We start from the raw sequence: 19,157 nt of genomic DNA on the forward strand, positions 1-19,157 counted from the left end.
GATCACCCGTAATCACCCGTAGCAGTGCGGTATTGCGACTAACTGTACTCTGACGATACTCCGTTCATTCCGCTGCTCAACTTAGCAGCCCCGCGATGGCGTCGCCGACCTCGGCGGTGCTGCGCGCGCCGTCCCGTCGAGCCAGGTCATCGGCTACCGCGGCTTCGATCCTGGCCGCCTGATCGTAATGGCCCAGATGCTCCAGCAGCATCGCCGCGGAAAGGATCGCCGCGGTCGGGTCCGCCTTCTGCTGCCCAGCGATATCCGGAGCGGAGCCGTGCACGGGCTCGAACATGCTCGGTGAGCCCTCGCTCATCGTCAGGTTCCCGGAAGCAGCCAGGCCGATCCCGCCCGTCACCGCCGCAGCGAGATCCGTGAGGATGTCTCCGAAGAGATTATCGGTGACGATCACCTCGAACCGGCCCGGATCGGTGACCAGGAACATCGAGGCAGCATCCACGTGGAGGTAGTCCACGGCGACCTCCGGGAAATCGGCCGCGGCCTCCTCCACGATGCGTCGCCATAACCGCCCTGAATGCACCAGGACATTGTGCTTATGCACGTAGGTGAGCCGTTGCTTGCCTTCACCCTTCCGGGATGCGGCTCGCTGGAAAGCGTCGCGGACCACGCGGCGCACGCCGAAGGCTGTGTTCACGGAGACCTCATTCGCGACTTCGGCCTCGGTTCCGGCCCGCAAGCTGCCTCCGGTACCGGCGTAAGGGCCTTCCGTGCCTTCCCGGACCACCACGAAATCGATGGGATCAGTGGTCGCCAAAGGCGAGAGGACCCCGGGGAAAAGCCGGGCCGGCCGGAGGTTGATGTAGTGGTCCAGGCTGAACCTCAGCTTCAGCAGTAGCTCGCGTTCGATGAGTCCTGACGGAACCCTGTCGTCTCCCGGTGCCGCTCCTACCGCCCCGAAGAGAATCGCATCGTGACCACGAATGGCTTCGAGCGTCTCCGGATTGAGCGTTTCGCCTGTCTCCAGCCAGTGCTGTGCTCCCAAGGCGTATTCCGTCGGCTGAATCCGCACTCCGGAGGGGGCGAGCGCGGCCCGCAGCACTTTGAGGGCCTCGGTGATCACCTCGGGGCCGATGCCGTCACCGGGGATCACGGCCAAATCGATACTGGCGGGCGCACCATTCATCTGCACAGCGTACTCAGCAGGAAACCCTGACTTCCACGATTCGGCCAGCCGTCTCAGTCATTGGACATCTGAGATGCGACTCGGGGCATCGCCGCTAGGGAATCCCGACCGCGGGGCGGATTCACCACCCCGCCGTCCGACCCGTAAAGTCATTAACCATGCGCATGCACACGTTCAACGAGTGGCTCCGGAAGCATCGTTTCATCATCGACTGCGCCGGAGCGACACTGCTCTGGCTGGCCCTGGCCCTGCCAATGCTCGGTTCTGGCATCCTCGATTTCCTGGTCTCCACGCTGCTGATCGCGCCCTTGGCCTGGCGGCGCACCCAACCGGTCGCCGCCGGCTCGGTGATAGCCGGAGTAGCGATTCTGCAAGTGATTTTCGGAATGCTGCCCATGCCCGCCAACATCACGGTCATCCTGACGGTCTATGCGCTTTCGGCCTATGCTCCCCGATGGGCCAGCAAAGGCGGCCTCGGCCTCGCCCTGCTGGGCGGCATCCTGTTCGTCCTCCGATACGAATTAGGGCTCATCAGCCAAGAAGTCGCCACCAAACTGCCAAGCGCAGTGGTTATCGTGATCTTAATCTGGTCCCTGGTGTTCTGCAGCTGGGCCCTGGGAGACCTTAAGCGCACCCGCCGGTTGCGCGAACAGGCACTGGAAGAACGGGCCTGGCGCCTGGAGATCGAACAGCAGCAAGAACGTGACCTCGCCGCTAGCGACGAACGTGCTCATATAGCCCGGGAAATGCACGATATCGTCGCGCACTCGCTCTCCGTGATCATCGCGCAGGCAGACGGGGCACGGTACGCAGCAGACCACGACCCTGTCGCGGCACCAAAAGCCCTCGCCACCATCGCGGACACCGGACGCACCTCGCTCCGGGAAATGCGGCGGCTGCTGGGTGTGCTGCGCAGTGACCACGGCGACGAGCCCGCGCCGACCCGGCCGCTGCCGGGCCTGGAAGACATCCCCGATCTACTCGAAGGCTTCCGTTCATCGGGTCTCTCCGTCGAATCCACAGACGGCTCAACCGCCCTGCGAGCACTGCCCGCAGGAGCTGAACTGACCGTGTACCGAATCGTGCAAGAGGGATTGACTAATGCGCTCAAGCACGGTGGCCCGCAGGCCAGTGCCTGGCTGACTTTCGGCTGGGATCAGCGGGGCCTGCAGATCGAACTGTGCGATGATGGCCGCGGCGCCGCAGCAGAACCCACCGGCCCGTATGGCGGAAACGGTCTCCGGGGCATGGCGGAGCGGGTCAGGCTCTACGATGGGAGTCTGGAAGCCGGGCCGCGCACTAGCGGCGGCTTTCGGATCAGAGCATTTATCCCTTACACGGAGGCTTAGGATGACCCAGCAGACCGACCCCAGCGCCGTCTCGGCACCACCGGACCCGATCAAAGTCGCCTTAGTCGACGATCAGCAGCTGGTGCGTTCCGGGTTCACGATGCTCATCGATTCCCAGCCTGACCTCGAAGTCGTCCTGCAAGCCGGCGATGGCCCCGCCGCGCTGAGCGGATTGGCCGCCACCGCAGCCGATGTCGTGCTAATGGACGTGCGCATGCCGGGCATGGACGGGCTGGAGACCACCCGACGGCTTATGGAGCGGGTTCGCAGTGCTACCCCAGGCTCCCGGCTCGCCGCATTGAAGATCGTGGTACTCACGACCTTCGACCTCGATGAATACGCCCTCGCCGCGATTCAGGCCGGAGCGAGCGGCTTCCTGCTCAAGGACACCCCACCGGAAGAACTCCTGGAGGCCATCCGGACCGTGCACCGCGGCGATGCGGTCATCGCACCCTCGACGACGCGCAGGTTGCTGAACCATGTGGCCCCGATGCTCCAGGAGTCCAGCCCACAGAACACCGAACACCAAGAGGCCGTGAACCGTCTGACCACCCGGGAGCACGAAGTCTTCCTGCTCATCGCCCAGGGCCTGTCCAATCCGGAAATCGCGGCGCAGCTGTTCCTCTCCGAAGCCACTGTGAAGACCCACGTGGGGCACATCCTCAGCAAACTGGGCGCTCGGGACAGAGTGCAGATCGTGGTCATCGCCTATGAGACCGGAGCGGTTTCCGCGGGCTAGATCTCCGCCCGGTTGCACTACCTCGCAACCCCGGTAAAAGCCGGCTCTCCTACCTGGGTCTGATACCCGGCACCGAGAGCGAGCAGAGGTTCCACCTACGGTCCGATACGCATCGCGGTCCCGTTGCCTACAGTTGAAGCATGACTTCGCCTATCGAACAGATCCAGCCGAATGCTACGGGCACTACTGCGGTGAGCGCCCGGGGCCTGAAGAAGCACTACGGTTCCGGGGAGACCACAGTAGCCGCGCTCAAGAACATCGATGTGGACTTCGCCAGCGGAGAATTCACCGCCATCATGGGCCCCTCGGGAAGCGGCAAATCTACGCTCATGCACTGCCTCGCGGGGCTGGACTCGGTGGATTCCGGCAGCATCCGCATCGGTGATACAGAGATCACCGGGTTGTCCGATACCGCGTTGACCACACTGCGCCGGGATCGCGTGGGCTTCATCTTCCAGGCGTTCAATCTTGTTCCGACACTGACTGCAGAGCAGAACATCACGTTGCCGGTTTCGCTTGCCCGCGGGGCCGTGGATCAGGACTGGTTCAATTCGCTGACCACTACTCTCGGTTTATCGGACCGGCTCAGCCACCGGCCTTACCAGCTCTCCGGGGGCCAGCAGCAGCGCGTGGCGGTCGCTCGCGCGCTACTCACCCGGCCCGAGGTGGTCTTCGCCGATGAACCCACCGGCAACCTCGACTCCAAAGTGGGCGCAGAAGTTCTCAGCATGCTGCGGCGCTCGGCTCTGGAGATGGGGCAGAGCATCATCATGGTCACCCATGACCCGGTAGCCGCCTCCTATGCCAGTCGAGTGGTCATGCTCAGTGATGGCGAGCTGGTCGGCGAGCTCAACGCACCGACCCCGGAACGCGTGCTGGAAGCACTCAGCACTTTAGGAGCCTGAAAATGCTGCAGATAGCACTGTCCCAGATCAGGCTCAATTACCGGCGCTTCATCGCCATCGGGCTCGCGGTCGTCCTCGCGGTGGCATTCTTGGTCTCGACCTTGATCCTCAGCGCTTCGACGCAGGCCACGCTCAAGGCGAGTATTGGCGAGTCCTACGCTAAGGCGGATGTCGTGATCACCCCGCCTGTCGATAAAGGATTCAATCAGGCAGCAGTCGAGGCAATATCCGCGATCGGCAAGGATGGCGGCACGAAAGTGACAGCAGTCTACCCGGTGCTCAATCTGGTGGCGCAGGCACAGAGTAATTCCTCGGCTTTCACGGTGATGTTGCGGAATACCCCGGAAATCCAGCCCATGGAAGCCAGGGAGCTGAATGAGGGGGTTCTTCCCAGCGCACCCGGCCAGATCGCGATCGATGAGAGCACCGCCCGTCAGCAGTCGCTCGAACTGGGTTCGGAGATGATCGTTTCCATACTCGGTGTCACGGGCGGAATAACTTCTGCGGCCCCGCCCGAAGAGAGCGGCGCTCCGGAGCCCGAGCTCGCAACCCAGCGGATGGAAGTCGTCGGCATCGTCTCGGAGGGAACCGATCCGCTTGCTGCGGGCACCTCCACGATCCTAGCCAGCACGCAGACCGTCGCTGAGCTCTCCCCGCTGCAGCCGCTGACTTACTCTTCGATTCAGCTCGCACTTGATGATCCGATGGATGCAAGCACACGCATTGCCATCTCGGATGCGCTCAGCCAGGCGGGTGTCGATGGCAGCATCGTGCGCAGCGCCGATGAGCAAGTCAATGCTACCCTGAGCGGTTTGACCAAGGAGCAGGACATTCTGACCCAGGTTCTTCTGTCCTTCGTGGAGATCTCTCTTGTTGTAGCGGCGCTTGTAGTCTCCAATACCTTCGCCGTCCTAGTGGCGCAGCGCACCCGGGAGCTGGCGCTCCTGCGCTGCCTGGGGGCTAAGAGGGGCCAGATCCGTTCGTCAGTGATACTCGAAGCCACCCTGGTCGGCCTGTTCGCTTCGCTGTTCGGAGTTGGCCTGGGGGTGGGCGGCATGTACGCCGCGACCGCAGCTGCCAGGCAGATTCCGGGGCAGGAATTCGCAACTTTCAGCATGAACTGGAGCACTCCGGTGGCCGGGGTTGTGGTCGGGGTACTACTCGCCGTCGTGGCAGCGCTGGCCCCGGCGCGGGCCGCCACCGCGGTGGCTCCGCTGGCCGCACTGCGTCCGGCTGAAGATGTGGCCTTGACTAACCGTCGAGGCCGGATCCGGCTCATCCTGGGCCTGATCCTCTTGGTGCTCGGTTCGCTTCTGCTGGTTTTGGGGGCAGCAGTAACGGATATAGCAATAGCACTGCCGGGTGGTCTGCTGTCCTTCTTAGGCATCCTGTTCTGCGGAACACTGTTCCTGCCGAAGCTGGTTGCGTGGGTGGGGCGCCTAGCCGCACCGACGGGAGTTCCGGGCAGCCTGGCCGCACTGAACGCGATCCGCAACCCGGGCAGGACGACGACAACGGCTTCAGCGCTGCTTATCGGGGTCACCCTGGTCTCGCTGATGCTCACGGGCGCATCCACGTCCCGGGCCGCTTTCGTCGACAGCTTGGACAAGCGCTACCCGGTGGACATTTCCGTGGCACCCGGTGCTTACTCTGATAGAGCCATGAACACCGTGGCGGGCATGGATGGAGTCGAGGCGACTGCACAGCTGCCGGTAGTAGGCACAGCAACGATCGATTCGGTTTCGCAGCCGGTCCTCGGGATCAGCTCTGCCGATATCCAGGGGCTGCTCAGCAACCCGGGGAACCGCCCCGCAAACGGTCAGATCCTCGTCCCCGAGGGGACTTTAGTGGATACAGTGACCGTGACCACTACCGATAACGGGCAGCAAACACTGCCTGCGGCCACGGCAGCCAGCCGGGATCTGCCGCTGCTGGTCAGCACGGATACCCTGCCGGCGCCTTCAGCTAGTGAGGGGGGCACCCGGAAGAGCGGGCTCTGGCTCAAGCTCAACCCGGCAGCCGATGCAACCCAGATCCAGGACCTGCGCAAACAAATAGCCGCAACTCTGCGCATCGAGGAGTTCCAGATCTCCAGCGCTGCGCTGGCAAAAGAATCCTTCAATCAGGTGATCGATATCCTGCTGATCGTGGTGATGGGGCTCCTGGCCGTCGCTGTCCTGATCGCGCTGATCGGCGTAGCTAATACGCTCTCGCTCTCCGTTCTGGAACGGACCCGGGAGAATGCGCTGCTCCGTGCGCTGGGTCTGACCAGGCGTGCGCTGCGCGGCATGCTGGCCTACGAGGCGGTTCTGATCGCGGTAGTCGCAGCCTTGGTCGGCGCGGGTCTCGGAGCAGTGTACGGCTGGCTCGGGGCGCAAGCGGCTCTCGGCAAATTCGCCACGGTGAGTCCGGAGATTCCTTGGCTTCAGCTGGTACTGGTCGTCGCTATCGCAGCGATCGCGGGGCTGGCCGCCTCGGTGCTTCCAGCACGCCGGGCCGCGAAGCTCTCGCCGGTCGAGGGGCTGGCTACCGAGTAGTTTCCCAGCGGACCACCCCTTCGCTGAGTGGTCAGGTGCGGCGGCTTAGAGCGAGGCTAAGTCGCCGCACCTGACCACTCAGCGAAGGGGCTCCGTAGTTTCTTCATAGCGCGGGAAGATCGGCTCCGGCGCGGGAAGCTCCGTACCAGGGGCCAACCGCGCCGATATCGCAGTGAAATCCCTGGCCGATTCGGGGACCCCGAGCAGGTCGAGAAGCTTCGCCGCGGACTCCGGCATCACCGCCTGGATCAGCAACGCTACGATCCGCAGCACTTCGAGGGTGACGTACAGTACGGTGGCCATCCGCTCCGGGTCGGTCTTCCGCAGTACCCAGGGCTGCTGCTCGGCGAAATACGCATTCGCATCGCCGAGCACCGTCCAGATCGCCTCCAGCGCGCGGTGGAACTCCTGGACGTCATAGGCGGCGCGGTTGATCGGTAGCAGTTCAGCAGCGGCATCCAGCATCCGCTGATCCGCCTCGGTGAATGCTCCCGGCTGCGGCACCGCGCCCTGGCAGTTCTTGGCCACCATCGACAGCGAGCGCTGGGCCAGATTGCCGAGGTTATTGGCGAGGTCCGAGTTCTTCCTGCTGACGATCGCCTCGTGGCTGTAATTGCCGTCCTGACCGTAACTGACCTCGCGCAGCAGGAAGAAACGCACAGCATCCAGCCCGTACTCCTCCACCCAGTCGGCCGGGGCGACCACATTGCCCAGCGACTTGGACATCTTGACCCCGTTGTTGAACAGGAAGCCGTGAATCATCACGCGCTTAGGCAGCTCGATCCCGGCGCTCATCAAGAACGCGGGCCAGTACACCGCATGGAACCGGGAAATATCCTTGCCGATGATATGCACATCCGCGGGCCAGTAGCGGCGCATCCTGGTCTGATCCGTCGGGAAACCCGCACCGGTCAGGTAGTTCGTCAGCGCATCCACCCAGACGTACATGACGTGTTTGTCATTGCCGGGCACCGGGATCCCCCAGTCGAAGGAAGTCCGGCTGATCGATAGATCCTGCAGCCCGGATTCCACGAAGCTGATGACCTCATTGAACCGGTAGCGGGGAGCCGCGAACTCCGACTGCTCCCGGTAGATTTCCAGAAGCTTGTCCTGGTAGGCGGAGAGCCGGAAGAAATACGATTCCTCCTCGGTCCAGGAGACCTCGGTGTCAGTGGCGATGGCGAAACGCTTCGGCTGCGCCTCGCCTTCGACCTCACGCAGCTCGGTCTCCTCCTCGGTGTAGTACGCCTCGTCGCGCACCGAATACCAGCCGGAGTATTTGTCGAGGTAGATATCCCCGCGCGCTTCCATCCGCCGCCAGAGTTCCTGCGCTGCCACACGGTGGTCCTCGTCTGTGGTGCGGATGAACCGGTCGTAGCTGCTGCCGATCAGATCGTGCACCGCGCGGAACTCGGCAGAGTTCTGATCCACCAGCTCTTTCGGGCTGACTTCTCGCTGCTGCGCGGCCTGCTGCACCTTGAGTCCGTGCTCGTCAGTGCCCGTCATATAGAACACATCGAAGCCGTCGAGCCGTTTGAATCGGGCCAGTGCATCCGCTGAAACGAACTCATAGGCATGGCCGATATGCGGCGAGCCATTGGGGTAGGAGATCGCCGTGGTCACGTAGAACGACGTTTTAGTCTCAGCCGCATCAGTGGCGGCCAGGGAATCAGTCACCCTGTAGAAATTACCGGCAGCGGCGGGTCATGTCGAAACCATGACGACATCAGAGGTGCTGCAGACACCGGGTTCAAGCGTCTGGTTCAGCCTGCCAGATCGACCTCGCGGGCAGTGCTCGCCTCGATCGCATTGCGCAGGGTATCCAGCACTTCCTGGGGCACCGCGCTATCGACGGTGAGCAGGCACAGCGCCTGCCGGCTCTGCGGATCCTCATTGTCCCGCCGCGCCACCTGCATTCCGGCGATATTGATGCCGTTCTCCCCCAGCAGCCCGCCCAGGGTACCGATGACACCGGGCCGATCCTGGTAGCTGAGCACGATGAGATGATCGCTGATCGGCATCTCGACATCATAGCCGTTGACACCGACCAGCTTCTCGATCTGCTTGGGCCCGGTCAACGTACCCGCCACGGATAGCTGGCTGCCGTCGGAGAGCGCCCCGCGCACGGTGAGCACATTGCGGTAATCCGCCGCATCAGCCGTGGTCATCAGCCTCACATTGACACCGCGCTGCTCGGCGAGCACGCGGGCGTTGACATAGGAGACCTGCTCCGAGACCACATCGGTGAAAACGCCTTTGAGCGCAGCCAGTTCCAGTGCCTTGACGTCTTTATCCGCAATCTCCCCCGCGACCTCGATGTCGATCTGCGTCACCGAATCATGGGTGAGTGCGGTGAAGATCCGGCCCAGCTTCTCGATGAGCGGGATTCCTGGACGCACCGCGGCATCGACCATGCCGCCGGCCACATTGACCGCATCCGGGACGAGTTCCCCGGCGAGCGCCAGGCGCACCGAGCGCGCCACGGAGACCCCGGCTTTCTCCTGGGCTTCATCGGTCGATGCCCCCAGGTGCGGGGTGACCACCACGTTGTCCAGCTCGAAGAACGGCAGGTCGGTACTGGGCTCGGTAGCGAAGACATCGATGCCTGCACCCGCGATCTTCCCCTGTTTCAGGGCTTCATATAGGTCAGCCTCGTCGATGAGCCCGCCGCGAGCGACATTGATGACGTATGCGGTATCTTTCATCTTCTCGAACGCGGCAGCGTCGATCATGCCCACGGTCTCCGAGGTCTTGGGCATGTGAATGGTGATGAAGTCAGCCTGTTCGAAGAGCTCGTCGAGGCTCACCAGCTGCACCCCGAGCTGCGCTGCCCGGGCACTGGTCACATAAGGGTCATAGGCCAGGATCTCGGTTTCGAAGGCTTGCAGCCGGGCCGAGATGAGCGCCCCAATGCGGCCCAGGCCGATAATGCCGACTTTCTTCTCGTACAGTTCTCTGCCGGTGTACTTCGAGCGCTTCCACTCCCCCGCTTTGAGGGCAGCATTGGCCGCGGGGATGTGCCGGGCGAGGGCCAGGATATGGCCGATGGTCAGCTCTGCCGCGGAGACGATATTGGACGTCGGCGCATTGACCACCATGACACCGGCCTGAGTCGCGGCCTTGATATCGACGTTGTCCAGGCCAACCCCGGCGCGTGCGATCACTTTCAGCCGGGGCGCGGCGGCAATGGCCTCTGCGTCTACCGAAGTCGCGGAGCGGACCAGGATGGCATCGGCGTCGCTGATATCGGCGAGCAGACGGGACTGGTCGGCACCGTCGGTGTAGCGGATCTCGAGGTCCGGGCCGAGGGCCGCCACCGTGGCCGGTGATAGCTCTTCGGCGATGAGCACAACGGGTTTTGACGAGCTGATGCTTGACACGAGGGCCCCTTCATCTGCGGCAGATGTGACGGTGAAAGAAAAGACTCAGTAGTACCAACGAGGGATGCGGGGATGGGCCCGGGCAGTTGCCCGGGCGCATCCCTCATGACTACCGGCCGACGCTTCCCTCGGTGTAGTCATCATCGGTTTTGATCCAGGAGAAGAGCTTGCGCAGTTCCCGGCCGGTGGCTTCGATCGGGTGCTGCTCGCCCTTGGCCCGCAGCTCCTTGAACTCGGGCGCCCCGGCGTCCTGGTCATCGATGAACCGCTTGGCGAAACTGCCGTCCTGGATGTCCTTGAGCACTTCTTTCATGTTCTCTTTGACCCGGGGGTCGATCACCCGGGGGCCGGAGACGTAATCGCCGTACTCTGCGGTGTCGGAGACGCTCCAGCGCTGCTTGGCGATGCCGCCCTCCACCATCAAGTCAACGATGAGCTTCAGCTCATGGAGCACCTCGAAGTACGCGACCTCCGGCTTGTAGCCGGCTTCGGTGAGCGTTTCGAAACCGTACTGGATCAGCTGGGACGCACCGCCGCAGAGCACTGCCTGCTCGCCGAAGAGGTCTGTCTCGGTCTCCTCAGCGAAGGTCGTCTCGATCACGCCGGCCCGGGTCCCACCGATGGCCTTCGCGTAGGAGAGCGCGAGTTCCTTGGTATTGCCGCTCGGATCCTGCTCCACTGCGATGAGATCAGGCACGCCGCGCCCGGCCTCGAACTCCCGGCGCACGATATGCCCGGGGCCTTTGGGGGCGACCAGCGCGACGTCGACATCGGCGGGCGGCTGGATGTACCCGTAACGGATGTTGAACCCGTGGCCGAAGAACAGCGCATCACCGGCTTTGAGGTGATCTTTGATCGACTCGGCGTAGACCGTGCGCTGCACTTGATCCGGGGTGAGCACCATGATCAGATCGGCCTCGGCCACCGCATCGGCGACGCTCAGCACGCGCAGGCCTTCCGCCTCGGCCTTGGCCCGAGAGGCCGAGCCCTCGGCCAGCCCTACCCGGACGTCAACACCGGAATCGCGCAGGCTCAGCGCATGGGCGTGGCCCTGGCTGCCGTACCCGATGACCGCGACTTTCCGGCCTTGGATGATCGACAGATCAGCATCGTCGTCGTAATACATCTCAGTCACTCTGGGGTGCTCCTTATATCTCTATATCTCTCGGGATATCTCTCGGGCGGAAAGGAATTGTCGGGTTTGGATCAGGCGCTTCGCAGCGCTCTTTCGCTCATGGAACGGGAGCCCCGGCCGATCGCCAAGGTCCCCGCCCGGACGATCTCGCGAATGCCGAAAGGCTCCAGAACGTTGAGCAATGCGCCCAGCTTCTCCGGGTGGCCGGTGGCTTCGACGATCAGGGCGTCCTGCGAGACATCGACGATCGAGGCCCGGAACAGGTCGACCGCCTGGGTCACCTGGAGCCGGGTCGCGGCATCGGCCCGCACCTTGACCAGGATGTGATCGCGCTGCACCGAGGCGTCCGGAACCAGCTCGACGATCTTGATGACATTGACCAGCTTGTTCAGCTGCTTCGTCACCTGCTCGATGAGATCGCCCTCCGCATCGACGACGACGGTCATCCGGGAGACCCCCGGAGCCTCGGTGGGGCCGACGGCCAGGGAGTTGATGTTGAAGGCACGGCGGGCGAAAAGGCTGGCCACGCGGGTCAGCACGCCGGGCTTGTCTTCGACGAGAACGGAAAGGGTATGCCTAGTCATGCTCAGTCCTCCTCTTGCCACTGCGGGGTCAGATTCCGGGCCACCTGGATCAGATCATTGCTGACTCCGGAGGGCACCATGGGCCAGACCATCGCGTTCGGGCTCACCACGAAGTCCACCAGCACGGGGCGGTCGTTGACCGCGAGCGCCTGCTCGATAACGGCGTCAATATCGGATTCCTGCTCGCAGCGGATCCCCACGCAGTCGTAGGCTTCGGCGAGCTTGACGAAGTCGGGCACCCGGATCGTGTCATGGCCGGTGTTGAGGTCCGTATTGGAGTAGCGGCTCTCGTAGAAGAGCGTCTGCCACTGCCGGACCATGCCGAGCGAAGAGTTGTTGATCACCGCGACTTTGATCGGGATGTTGTTGATCCGGCAGGTTGCGAGCTCCTGATTGGTCATCTGAAAGCAGCCGTCGCCGTCGATCGCCCAGACCACGCGGTCGGGGTTGCCCACTTTGGCACCCATCGCCGCCGGCACCGCGTAGCCCATCGTGCCGGCACCGCCGGAGTTGAGCCAGGAATGGGGCCTTTCGTAGTTGATGAACTGCGCCGCCCACATCTGATGCTGACCCACGCCGGAGACATAGACGCCTTCCGGGCCGGTGAGCGCTCCGATCCGCTGGATCACCTGCTGGGGTGCGATGAGGCCGTCCTCTGGCTCAGTCCAGCCGAGCGGGTAGGTGCTCCGTAGGCTATCTAGGAACCGCCACCAGGCGCTGAGATCCGAGGCGCCCGAACTGTCAAATTCGGCACGAACCGCGTCGGCGAGATCCGGCAGGATCTCCTTGACCGCGCCGACGATCGGCAGGTCCGCGAAGCGATTCTTGGAGATCTCGGCAGGGTCGATGTCGATGTGGATGACTTTGGCCTGCGCCGCGAAGCTGCTGAGCATCCCGGTCACCCGATCATCGAAACGGGTGCCCAGTGCGATGAGCAGATCGGATTGCTGCAGCGCGGTGACCGCGGAGACCGAGCCGTGCATACCGGGCATGCCGAGATGTTGGGGGTGGGAATCCGGGAAGGCACCCCGTGCGGTCAGCGTTGTTACTACTGGAGCGCCGAGCAGTTCGGCGAGTTCCCGCAGCTCGGCCGAGGCATGCCCCTTGATGATTCCGCCGCCCACGTAGAAGGCCGGCCGCTGGGCGTGCTTGATCATCCGGGCGGCTTCGCGGAGCTGCTTGGCGTGGCCGCGCAGCACGGGCCGGTAGCCGGGAAGCTCGATGGTTGGCGGCCAGGAGAAGGTCATCTGGCTCTGCTGGGCGTCCTTGGCGATGTCCACGAGGACCGGGCCAGGGCGTCCGGTTGCCGCCAGATGAAAAGCCTCCGCGAGCACTCGCGGAATGTCCTGTGCATCGGTGACCAGATAGGAGTGCTTGGTGATCGGCATCGTGATCCCCACGATGTCGGCCTCCTGGAAGGCATCGGTGCCGATCACCGCGGAGGAGACCTGGCCGGTGATGGCGACGAGCGGCACGGAATCCATATGCGCATCCATGATCGCGGTCACGAGATTCGTCGCACCGGGGCCGGAAGTCGCTACGCAGACCCCCACCTTGCCGGTGACCATGGCGTAGCCCTCTGCCGCGTGCCCTGCGCCCTGCTCATGCCGGACCAGGATGTGGTTCATCGAGGAGGCCATGAGCGGATCATAGGTGGGCAGGATCGCACCCCCGGGGAGACCGAAGATATCGGTGACGCCGAGTTCTTCGAGCGATCGCACCACAGCGGCCGAACCGGTCATCTGCTCTGGCACTACGGAGCCTCGCGGGCCGGGCACTAAGCTTCCCGGCTGCTCGGCTCGGCTCACGGACTTGGCTGGGCCACCGTGCTTGACGCCGCTCGCACCCCGGCTGGCCAGCAGTGCTGGGCTCGCCTGAGCGCTCGCGGAGGAGCCGGCGGTCGAACCTTCGCTCATCGGACTCACCTTTCACTTCCTGCATTCTGGCAGGCATCTGCCGGAACACTAGACCTAGTTCTCTGCGATGCCCAGCGGGCACCGTCGAGGAAACCTACGCCTGCATCCGGCGGTCAGTCGGAAGCAGCAATGAAAAAACCCCTCAGCCTGGTGAGGCTCTGAGAGGGGTTTGCGCGTGCTCTGCAGCTCGGGCTATTACTAGCCGGACAGTGTGTGCCTTGTGGGCTAACCTGTCACGCGCTCGGCGACGAGGACGACGCCGAGAACCGAAATAATTCGCTCGAACTGCATGAAGTAAGTTTCATGCCTCGGCTTCTAGCTGTCAAACACCCTAGTAGTCGTCTCACTATACGGACGCCCTATCCATTAAATGGACATTAACTAGAGCCCTAACCCGTATACGCCCCCTGCGCGGCCGAATGCACGAGCTTGGCGTACTTGGCCAAAACCCCTTTGGTGTAGCGGGCCGGCAACGGCGCCCAGCCCTGGCGGCGACGAGCGAGCTCGGCCTCATCGACGAGCAAGTCGATGCTGCGCTCCGGGATATTGACGCGGATCCGATCGCCGTCCTGGAGGAACGCCACAGGGCCGCCATCCACGGCTTCCGGCGCAACATGCCCTATACACAGGCCCGTGGTGCCGCCGGAGAAGCGGCCATCGGTCAGCAGCAGCACATCCTTACCCAGACCCGCGCCCTTGATCGCCGCGGTGATCGCGAGCATCTCCCGCATGCCGGGGCCGCCTTTGGGGCCTTCATAGCGGATCACGACGACATCCCCGGACTGGATCTCGCCATTGGTCAGCGCATCCATGGCCGCCCGCTCCCGTTCGAAGACCCTAGCCGGCCCTTCGAACACCTCGGCATCGAAGCCCGCGGTCTTCACCACGGCGCCCTCCGGGGCCAAGCTGCCATGCAGAATCGTCAGCCCGCCGGTGGCGTGAATCGGGTTGTCCAGGTCCCGGACCACATCGCCGTCCAGGCCTTCGAGGTCCAGCTCAGCCAGGTTCTCGGCCACGGTCTTACCGGTCACCGTCAGCGCATCCCCGTGCAGCAGACCGGCATCGAGCAGGGCCTTCATGACCACCGGCACCCCGCCGACCCGGTCGAAGTCCAGGGCGACGAACTGCCCGAAAGGCTTCACATCGGCCAGATGCGGCGAGCGCTTCCCGATCTCGGTGAAGTCCTCCAAGCTCAGCTCGACTCCGGCCTCCTTGGCGATCGCCAGCAGGTGCAGCACGGCGTTAGTGGAACCGCCCAGCACCATCGCCACGGTCGCCGCGTTCTCGAAGGCTTTACGAGTAAGGATATCGCCCGTGGTGATGCCCTGGCGCAGCATCTCCACCACGGCCTCCCCGGACTTGCGGGCGAAGTAATCACGCCGGCGGTCCGTGGCCATCGGCGAGGCAGAACCGGGAAGGCTCATACCCAGGGCTTCGGCGACGCAGGCCATGGTGTTGGCTGTGTACATCCCGCCGCAGGCGCCCTCCCCCGGCGCGAAAGCGCATTCCACCCGCCGGAGATCATCGCGGCTCATCGTGCCCGCCTTGCAGGCACCGACGGCCTCGAAAGAGTCGATGATGGTGATCTCGCGTTCGCTGCCGTCACTGAGCTTCACCCTTCCGGGCAGAATGGACCCGGCGTAGACGAAAACACTCGCGAGATCGAGCCGAGCCGCGGCCATGAGCATTCCGGGCAGTGATTTATCGCAGCCCGCCAGCAATACTGTGCCATCGAGTCTCTCCGCCATAACCACGGTCTCCACGCTGTCTGCGATGACCTCGCGGGAGACCAGGGAGAAATGCATGCCCTCATGGCCCATGGAGATCCCATCGGAGACCGAGATCGTGCCGAATTGCAGCGGGAAGCCCCCTGCGGCATGCACACCGGTCTTGCTGGCCTGCGCGAGCCGCTCCAGGGAAAGGTTGCAGGGCGTGATCTCATTCCAGCTGGAGGCGACGCCGATCTGCGGCTTCTCCCAGTCGTCGTCCCCCATACCGACGGCGCGGAGCATGCCCCGGCTCGTAGTCGCTTCGATGCCATCCGTCACGGCACGGCTGCGGGGTTTGATATCTGGTGTGCTGTCCGTAGGAGCCTCAGCATCGGCGTTCATGAGGCGAGTCTATGCCTGGGCCGAGGCGCCGCCGAATCGTGCCGCCTCTATGACGCCCCACCCCGTCGCCCGTTTTTGATGCCTTCCGTGACTTTTGATGGTCTACGGACCGCATCAAAAGTCACGGAAGGTATCAAAAACGAGGGGAAGTCGGTCGATTTCGTGGATGCCTCCGCGAGCAGGTAACATTACATGTCGTTGCAGAACGCACCTCTAGCTCAACTGGCAGAGCAATTGACTCTTAATCAATGGGTTCCGGGTTCGAGTCCCGGGGGGTGCACAGAGCAGTATAGAGTCTCGTCACTTGGGTGACGGGACTCTATTTTTATGCGTTTTCAGACCTCGACTTCAGATCTCGATGCTCTCCCCGGGCCTCAGATGCTGGTACTGGATACCGTAGAGCCCTGCGATCTGGGTGAGCATCCGCTCCATCACGCTGAACCCGATATCGCTGAGCAAGGCGTCATGGATCTGGTAGACCATAGGGGCTCGCACCGCCGTGACGAAGTCGATCATCTCCGACATTTTGGCCCACGGAGCGTGCAATGGCACCAGAAGTGTCTGCACCTGGATGTCCTCTGGAACGATGAGCGCATCACCGGGGTGGTAGACCTTGCCGTCGATCACATACCCCAGATTGGCGACGATCGGCACGCGCGGGTGGATCAGGGCGTGCTGGCCGCCATAAGCGTGTACGGTGAAGCCCGCCGTCTCAAACTCCTCACCCGGTTCGACCGTTTTGATCTGCCCGGAAACCTCCGGTGCTGCTTCACCAAGCTGCTTCGTCACCGATCCGGGTGCGTGGAGCAGCAGATCCGGATCAGCCTGGAGCGCTGCAGTCACCGCATCGATATCGATATGATCCATGTGCTCATGGGTGACCAGAACAGCATTCACACCGGATAACGCCGTCTCCAGCTCCGAGAAAGAGCCCGGGTCGAACACAATGGCTTTTCCGTCTTTCTCGAGCTTGACGCATGCATGGGTGAATTTCGTGAGGCGCATGCTTCCACACTACGCCTGTGCAGTAATCCTGCGATTCCACCGCCTACTTACAGGCTAACCCCAGCAAACCGGGAGGGGCAGCCGGCAGTATAACTGATAGCCTTAATGAACGGGGTGGAGAACGTCCCGGCAGAATCTGCGAGTATCAGCACTGAGGGGTTGTCATGACACAATCGCCCACCGGCCCGACCTCGGTACAGAGCCCCATAAAAGAACAGCGTGTCACAAAACAGCGACTCGCGGTCAGCGCGGCTTTGGACCAGTTAGAGGATTTCGTCAGCACGCAGGAGCTGCACCGCATTCTGCATGATCAGGGAGCCACAGTCTCCCTGGCCACTTCTTATCGGATTCTGCAGTCTATGGCTGAAGAAGGCGCGATCGATGTGCTGCGCACCGAGGACGGTGAGGCGATCTACCGTCGTTGCGCAGCGACAACGCACCACCATCATCTGGTCTGCAAAGAGTGCGGCAAAGCCGTGGAGATCGAAGCCCCCGAGGTGGAGAGCTGGGCGAGGCAGGTCGCCCAGCAGCAGGGTTTCCGCGAAGTCAGTCATGTGCTCGAAATGATCGGGGTATGCACTGACTGCGATCCTCTACCCTTAGGCAGCACTACCGGCGGGGCTCCGACTCTGCGTGCCGCCGGCACCGCGGGCGGAGTGCTTGCGCTTCCAGGCGATGAGACGGCAGATCACATAGATCATGAAGGAAAGCGTGGTCACATAGGGGCTGACCGGTAACGTGCTGCCCAGTGCCAGCAGGATGCCGCCGACTACTGCGGTGAGGGCGAAGAGCACGCTGAGCAGCACCACGAGCCGAGGCGTGGCCGTCAGCTGCATGGCCGCCGCCGCAGGGGTGATCAGCAGCGCAAGAACCAGCAGCGCTCCCACGATCTGGAGCGATAGCGCGACGGAGATCCCGAGTAGAAGCATGAAAAGCAGTGAGAGCGCGCGCACGGGAACGCCACGGGCTTCTGCGATTTCCGCGTCCGCACTGGCGAAAGTCAGCGGCCGCCAGATCACCGCGAGCGCCACGATCACGATCAAGGCGGTCATCGCCAGTACTCCCAGTTGCGCTGAGTCGACCGCTACGATCTGCCCGGTCAGCAGGCCGAATTTATTGGCCGAACGTCCCGGGTACAAAGAGATGAATAGGATGCCCAAGCCCAACCCGAAGGGCATCAGCACGCCGATAATCGAGTTCCGGTCCCTCGCCCGGACGCCGAGCAGGCCGATGACCCCGGCAGCGGTGATCGACCCGATGAGCGAGCCGGTGATCACATCGAAGCCCAGCAAGAGGGCCAGCGCCGCTCCCGCGAAGGAGAGCTCCGCGATGCCGTGCACCGCGAAAGCCAGATCTCGCATCATCACGAAAATGCCAATCAGACCGCCGAGCAGTCCGAGCACGGCTCCCGCGAGGAGTGAATCCCGGAATAACGGAACCAGTTCCCCGTAATCGGAGAAGTCGATAAATGCGCCGAATATCTGTTCCCAGGTCACCGTCAGCGCCCCCAACTGCCGGAGGTCAGATCATCGTGCGGGGAATGGTGGTGATGGGTGGTTGCATCCGGATGACCGGAGACCAGGATCCTGCCATTGCTGCGAAGCACATCGATCGGCGTCTGGTACAAATCGCTGAGCACCTCCGAGGTCATGACTTCATCGGGCGTGCCCATTTGGAATCGGCCGCCGGCTAGGTAGAGCACTCTGTCGACGTAATCGATGATGGGGTTGATCTCATGGGTCACGAAGACGACTGCTGCACCGGCCTCATGGGCCTGTCGAGCCACCAGCGTGCTCACCGCACGCTGGTGGTTCAGATCCAGGGAGAGCAGCGGCTCATCGCAGAGCAGGAGTTTCGGGTCGGTAGCCAGGGCCTGAGCGATGCGTAGTCGCTGCTGTTCACCGCCGGAGAGTAAACCCACCGGAGCATCTGCGTAATGGCTGGCTCCGACATCCGCCAACAATTGATCGACGCGGCCATTCCGGGCTCTTTTGGTGCCCGGGAGGCTGAACCCCCAGCGATTCCCGTCGAGCCCGAGACCCACCAGATCCCGAGAGCGCAAAGGGGTCTGCGCGGGGAAGCCTTTCTGCTGCGGAACATAGCCCACCTCATCGCGACTCTGGCAGGGAGGCCGGCCCGTGATCTGCACGGTGCCCGAGCTCAACGGCTGCAGGCCCAGGAGCACCTTGAGGAAGCTGGTCTTACCGCTGCCATTGGGGCCGAGCACGGCGAAGAACTCACCGGCGCGTACCGCGAGATTGAGATCATGCCAGAGGACGCGTTCGCCGAAAGACAGCGAAGCCTCGTGGAGCCGGAGAACATCGTCCATAAAAGCCCTCTTTCGAATACCCG

General features: G+C 63.2%; 14 protein-coding genes, 1 tRNA gene and 1 pseudogene. 6 read left to right on the forward strand and 10 right to left on the reverse strand.

Annotation, left to right across the window (positions count from 1 at the left end):
* Positions 1 to 76 precede the first annotated feature (76 nt).
* Positions 77 to 1,144, reverse strand: a complete 1,068-nt coding sequence (locus C501_RS0106060) for a 3-isopropylmalate dehydrogenase (protein ID WP_026174673.1) — start codon at positions 1,142 to 1,144, stop codon at positions 77 to 79.
* A 158-nt stretch (positions 1,145 to 1,302) separates the two neighbouring features.
* Between C501_RS0106060 and C501_RS0106065 the strand changes: the two genes are divergently transcribed.
* The 4 genes from C501_RS0106065 to C501_RS0106080 all read left to right on the forward strand — a co-directional run bounded on the left by C501_RS0106065 (position 1,303) and on the right by C501_RS0106080 (position 6,674).
* Positions 1,303 to 2,493: a sensor histidine kinase gene (locus tag C501_RS0106065; protein ID WP_026174674.1), complete on the forward strand. Its 1,191-nt coding sequence runs from the start codon at positions 1,303 to 1,305 to the stop codon at positions 2,491 to 2,493.
* A gap of 1 nt (position 2,494) precedes the next feature.
* On the forward strand, positions 2,495 to 3,232 hold the full coding sequence (locus C501_RS0106070; protein ID WP_018134739.1) for a response regulator: 738 nt from the start codon (positions 2,495 to 2,497) through the stop codon (positions 3,230 to 3,232).
* A gap of 140 nt (positions 3,233 to 3,372) precedes the next feature.
* On the forward strand, positions 3,373 to 4,137 hold the full coding sequence (locus tag C501_RS0106075) for an ABC transporter ATP-binding protein (protein ID WP_018134740.1): 765 nt from the start codon (positions 3,373 to 3,375) through the stop codon (positions 4,135 to 4,137).
* Between the two features lie 2 nt (positions 4,138 to 4,139).
* Positions 4,140 to 6,674 carry an FtsX-like permease family protein gene (locus tag C501_RS0106080; protein WP_018134741.1) on the forward strand — a complete coding sequence of 845 codons (2,535 nt, stop codon included), beginning with the start codon at positions 4,140 to 4,142 and terminating at the stop codon, positions 6,672 to 6,674.
* 78 nt (positions 6,675 to 6,752) lie between these two features.
* Here the strand turns inward: C501_RS0106080 and metG are convergent, their stop codons facing one another.
* The 6 genes from metG to ilvD form a co-directional block, all read right to left on the reverse strand.
* On the reverse strand, positions 6,753 to 8,351 hold the full coding sequence (gene metG, locus C501_RS0106085) for a methionine--tRNA ligase (RefSeq protein ID WP_018134742.1): 1,599 nt from the start codon (positions 8,349 to 8,351) through the stop codon (positions 6,753 to 6,755).
* 86 nt (positions 8,352 to 8,437) lie between these two features.
* Positions 8,438 to 10,045 (reverse strand): phosphoglycerate dehydrogenase, encoded by a 1,608-nt coding sequence (serA, locus tag C501_RS0106090; RefSeq protein WP_026174677.1) that lies wholly within the window; start codon positions 10,043 to 10,045, stop codon positions 8,438 to 8,440.
* A 118-nt stretch (positions 10,046 to 10,163) separates the two neighbouring features.
* A complete protein-coding gene (ilvC, locus tag C501_RS0106095) occupies positions 10,164 to 11,189 on the reverse strand; it encodes a ketol-acid reductoisomerase (protein ID WP_026174678.1) in 1,026 nt (341 codons plus the stop codon).
* Positions 11,190 to 11,260: 71 nt separating this feature from the next.
* A complete protein-coding gene (ilvN, locus tag C501_RS0106100) occupies positions 11,261 to 11,773 on the reverse strand; it encodes an acetolactate synthase small subunit (RefSeq protein ID WP_018134745.1) in 513 nt (170 codons plus the stop codon).
* A 2-nt stretch (positions 11,774 to 11,775) separates the two neighbouring features.
* Positions 11,776 to 13,689 (reverse strand): acetolactate synthase large subunit, encoded by a 1,914-nt coding sequence (locus C501_RS0106105; RefSeq protein WP_018134746.1) that lies wholly within the window; start codon positions 13,687 to 13,689, stop codon positions 11,776 to 11,778.
* A gap of 389 nt (positions 13,690 to 14,078) precedes the next feature.
* Positions 14,079 to 15,800: a dihydroxy-acid dehydratase gene (ilvD, locus tag C501_RS0106110; protein ID WP_018134747.1), complete on the reverse strand. Its 1,722-nt coding sequence runs from the start codon at positions 15,798 to 15,800 to the stop codon at positions 14,079 to 14,081.
* A 207-nt stretch (positions 15,801 to 16,007) separates the two neighbouring features.
* Here ilvD and C501_RS0106115 point away from each other — a divergent pair.
* A tRNA-Lys gene (locus C501_RS0106115) sits at positions 16,008 to 16,080 on the forward strand.
* Between the two features lie 68 nt (positions 16,081 to 16,148).
* Here the strand turns inward: C501_RS0106115 and C501_RS0106120 are convergent.
* Positions 16,149 to 16,805: an MBL fold metallo-hydrolase gene (locus C501_RS0106120; RefSeq protein WP_018134748.1), complete on the reverse strand. Its 657-nt coding sequence runs from the start codon at positions 16,803 to 16,805 to the stop codon at positions 16,149 to 16,151.
* A 164-nt stretch (positions 16,806 to 16,969) separates the two neighbouring features.
* Between C501_RS0106120 and C501_RS14735 the strand changes: the two are divergent.
* Positions 16,970 to 17,392 (forward strand): annotated as a pseudogene (locus C501_RS14735) (Fur family transcriptional regulator); the annotation flags it as partial.
* Positions 17,393 to 17,404: 12 nt separating this feature from the next.
* Here the strand turns inward: C501_RS14735 and C501_RS0106130 are convergent.
* Together C501_RS0106130 and C501_RS0106135 are read right to left on the reverse strand one after the other, a co-directional pair.
* Positions 17,405 to 18,301 carry a metal ABC transporter permease gene (locus C501_RS0106130; RefSeq protein ID WP_026174679.1) on the reverse strand — a complete coding sequence of 299 codons (897 nt, stop codon included), beginning with the start codon at positions 18,299 to 18,301 and terminating at the stop codon, positions 17,405 to 17,407.
* A 2-nt stretch (positions 18,302 to 18,303) separates the two neighbouring features.
* A complete protein-coding gene (locus tag C501_RS0106135) occupies positions 18,304 to 19,134 on the reverse strand; it encodes a metal ABC transporter ATP-binding protein (protein ID WP_018134751.1) in 831 nt (276 codons plus the stop codon).
* Between the last annotated feature and the right edge of the window lie 23 nt (positions 19,135 to 19,157).

The organism is Acaricomes phytoseiuli DSM 14247 (genome assembly GCF_000376245.1).
Lineage (GTDB): Bacteria > Actinomycetota > Actinomycetes > Actinomycetales > Micrococcaceae > Renibacterium > Renibacterium phytoseiuli.

Excerpts from the sequence above, each read along its gene's own strand:
- ilvD (WP_018134747.1), bottom strand. The coding sequence starts at position 15,800 with ATGAACGCCGATGCTGAGGCTCCTACGGACAGCACACCAGATATCAAA.
- ilvN (WP_018134745.1), bottom strand. The coding sequence starts at position 11,773 with ATGACTAGGCATACCCTTTCCGTTCTCGTCGAAGACAAGCCCGGCGTG.
- C501_RS0106075 (WP_018134740.1), top strand. The coding sequence starts at position 3,373 with ATGACTTCGCCTATCGAACAGATCCAGCCGAATGCTACGGGCACTACT.
- C501_RS0106120 (WP_018134748.1), bottom strand. The coding sequence starts at position 16,805 with ATGCGCCTCACGAAATTCACCCATGCATGCGTCAAGCTCGAGAAAGAC.
- C501_RS0106065 (WP_026174674.1), top strand. The coding sequence starts at position 1,303 with ATGCGCATGCACACGTTCAACGAGTGGCTCCGGAAGCATCGTTTCATC.
- C501_RS0106135 (WP_018134751.1), bottom strand. The coding sequence starts at position 19,134 with ATGGACGATGTTCTCCGGCTCCACGAGGCTTCGCTGTCTTTCGGCGAA.
- C501_RS0106080 (WP_018134741.1), top strand. The coding sequence starts at position 4,140 with ATGCTGCAGATAGCACTGTCCCAGATCAGGCTCAATTACCGGCGCTTC.
- C501_RS0106060 (WP_026174673.1), bottom strand. The coding sequence starts at position 1,144 with ATGAATGGTGCGCCCGCCAGTATCGATTTGGCCGTGATCCCCGGTGAC.
- C501_RS0106070 (WP_018134739.1), top strand. The coding sequence starts at position 2,495 with ATGACCCAGCAGACCGACCCCAGCGCCGTCTCGGCACCACCGGACCCG.
- C501_RS0106105 (WP_018134746.1), bottom strand. The coding sequence starts at position 13,689 with ATGAGCGAAGGTTCGACCGCCGGCTCCTCCGCGAGCGCTCAGGCGAGC.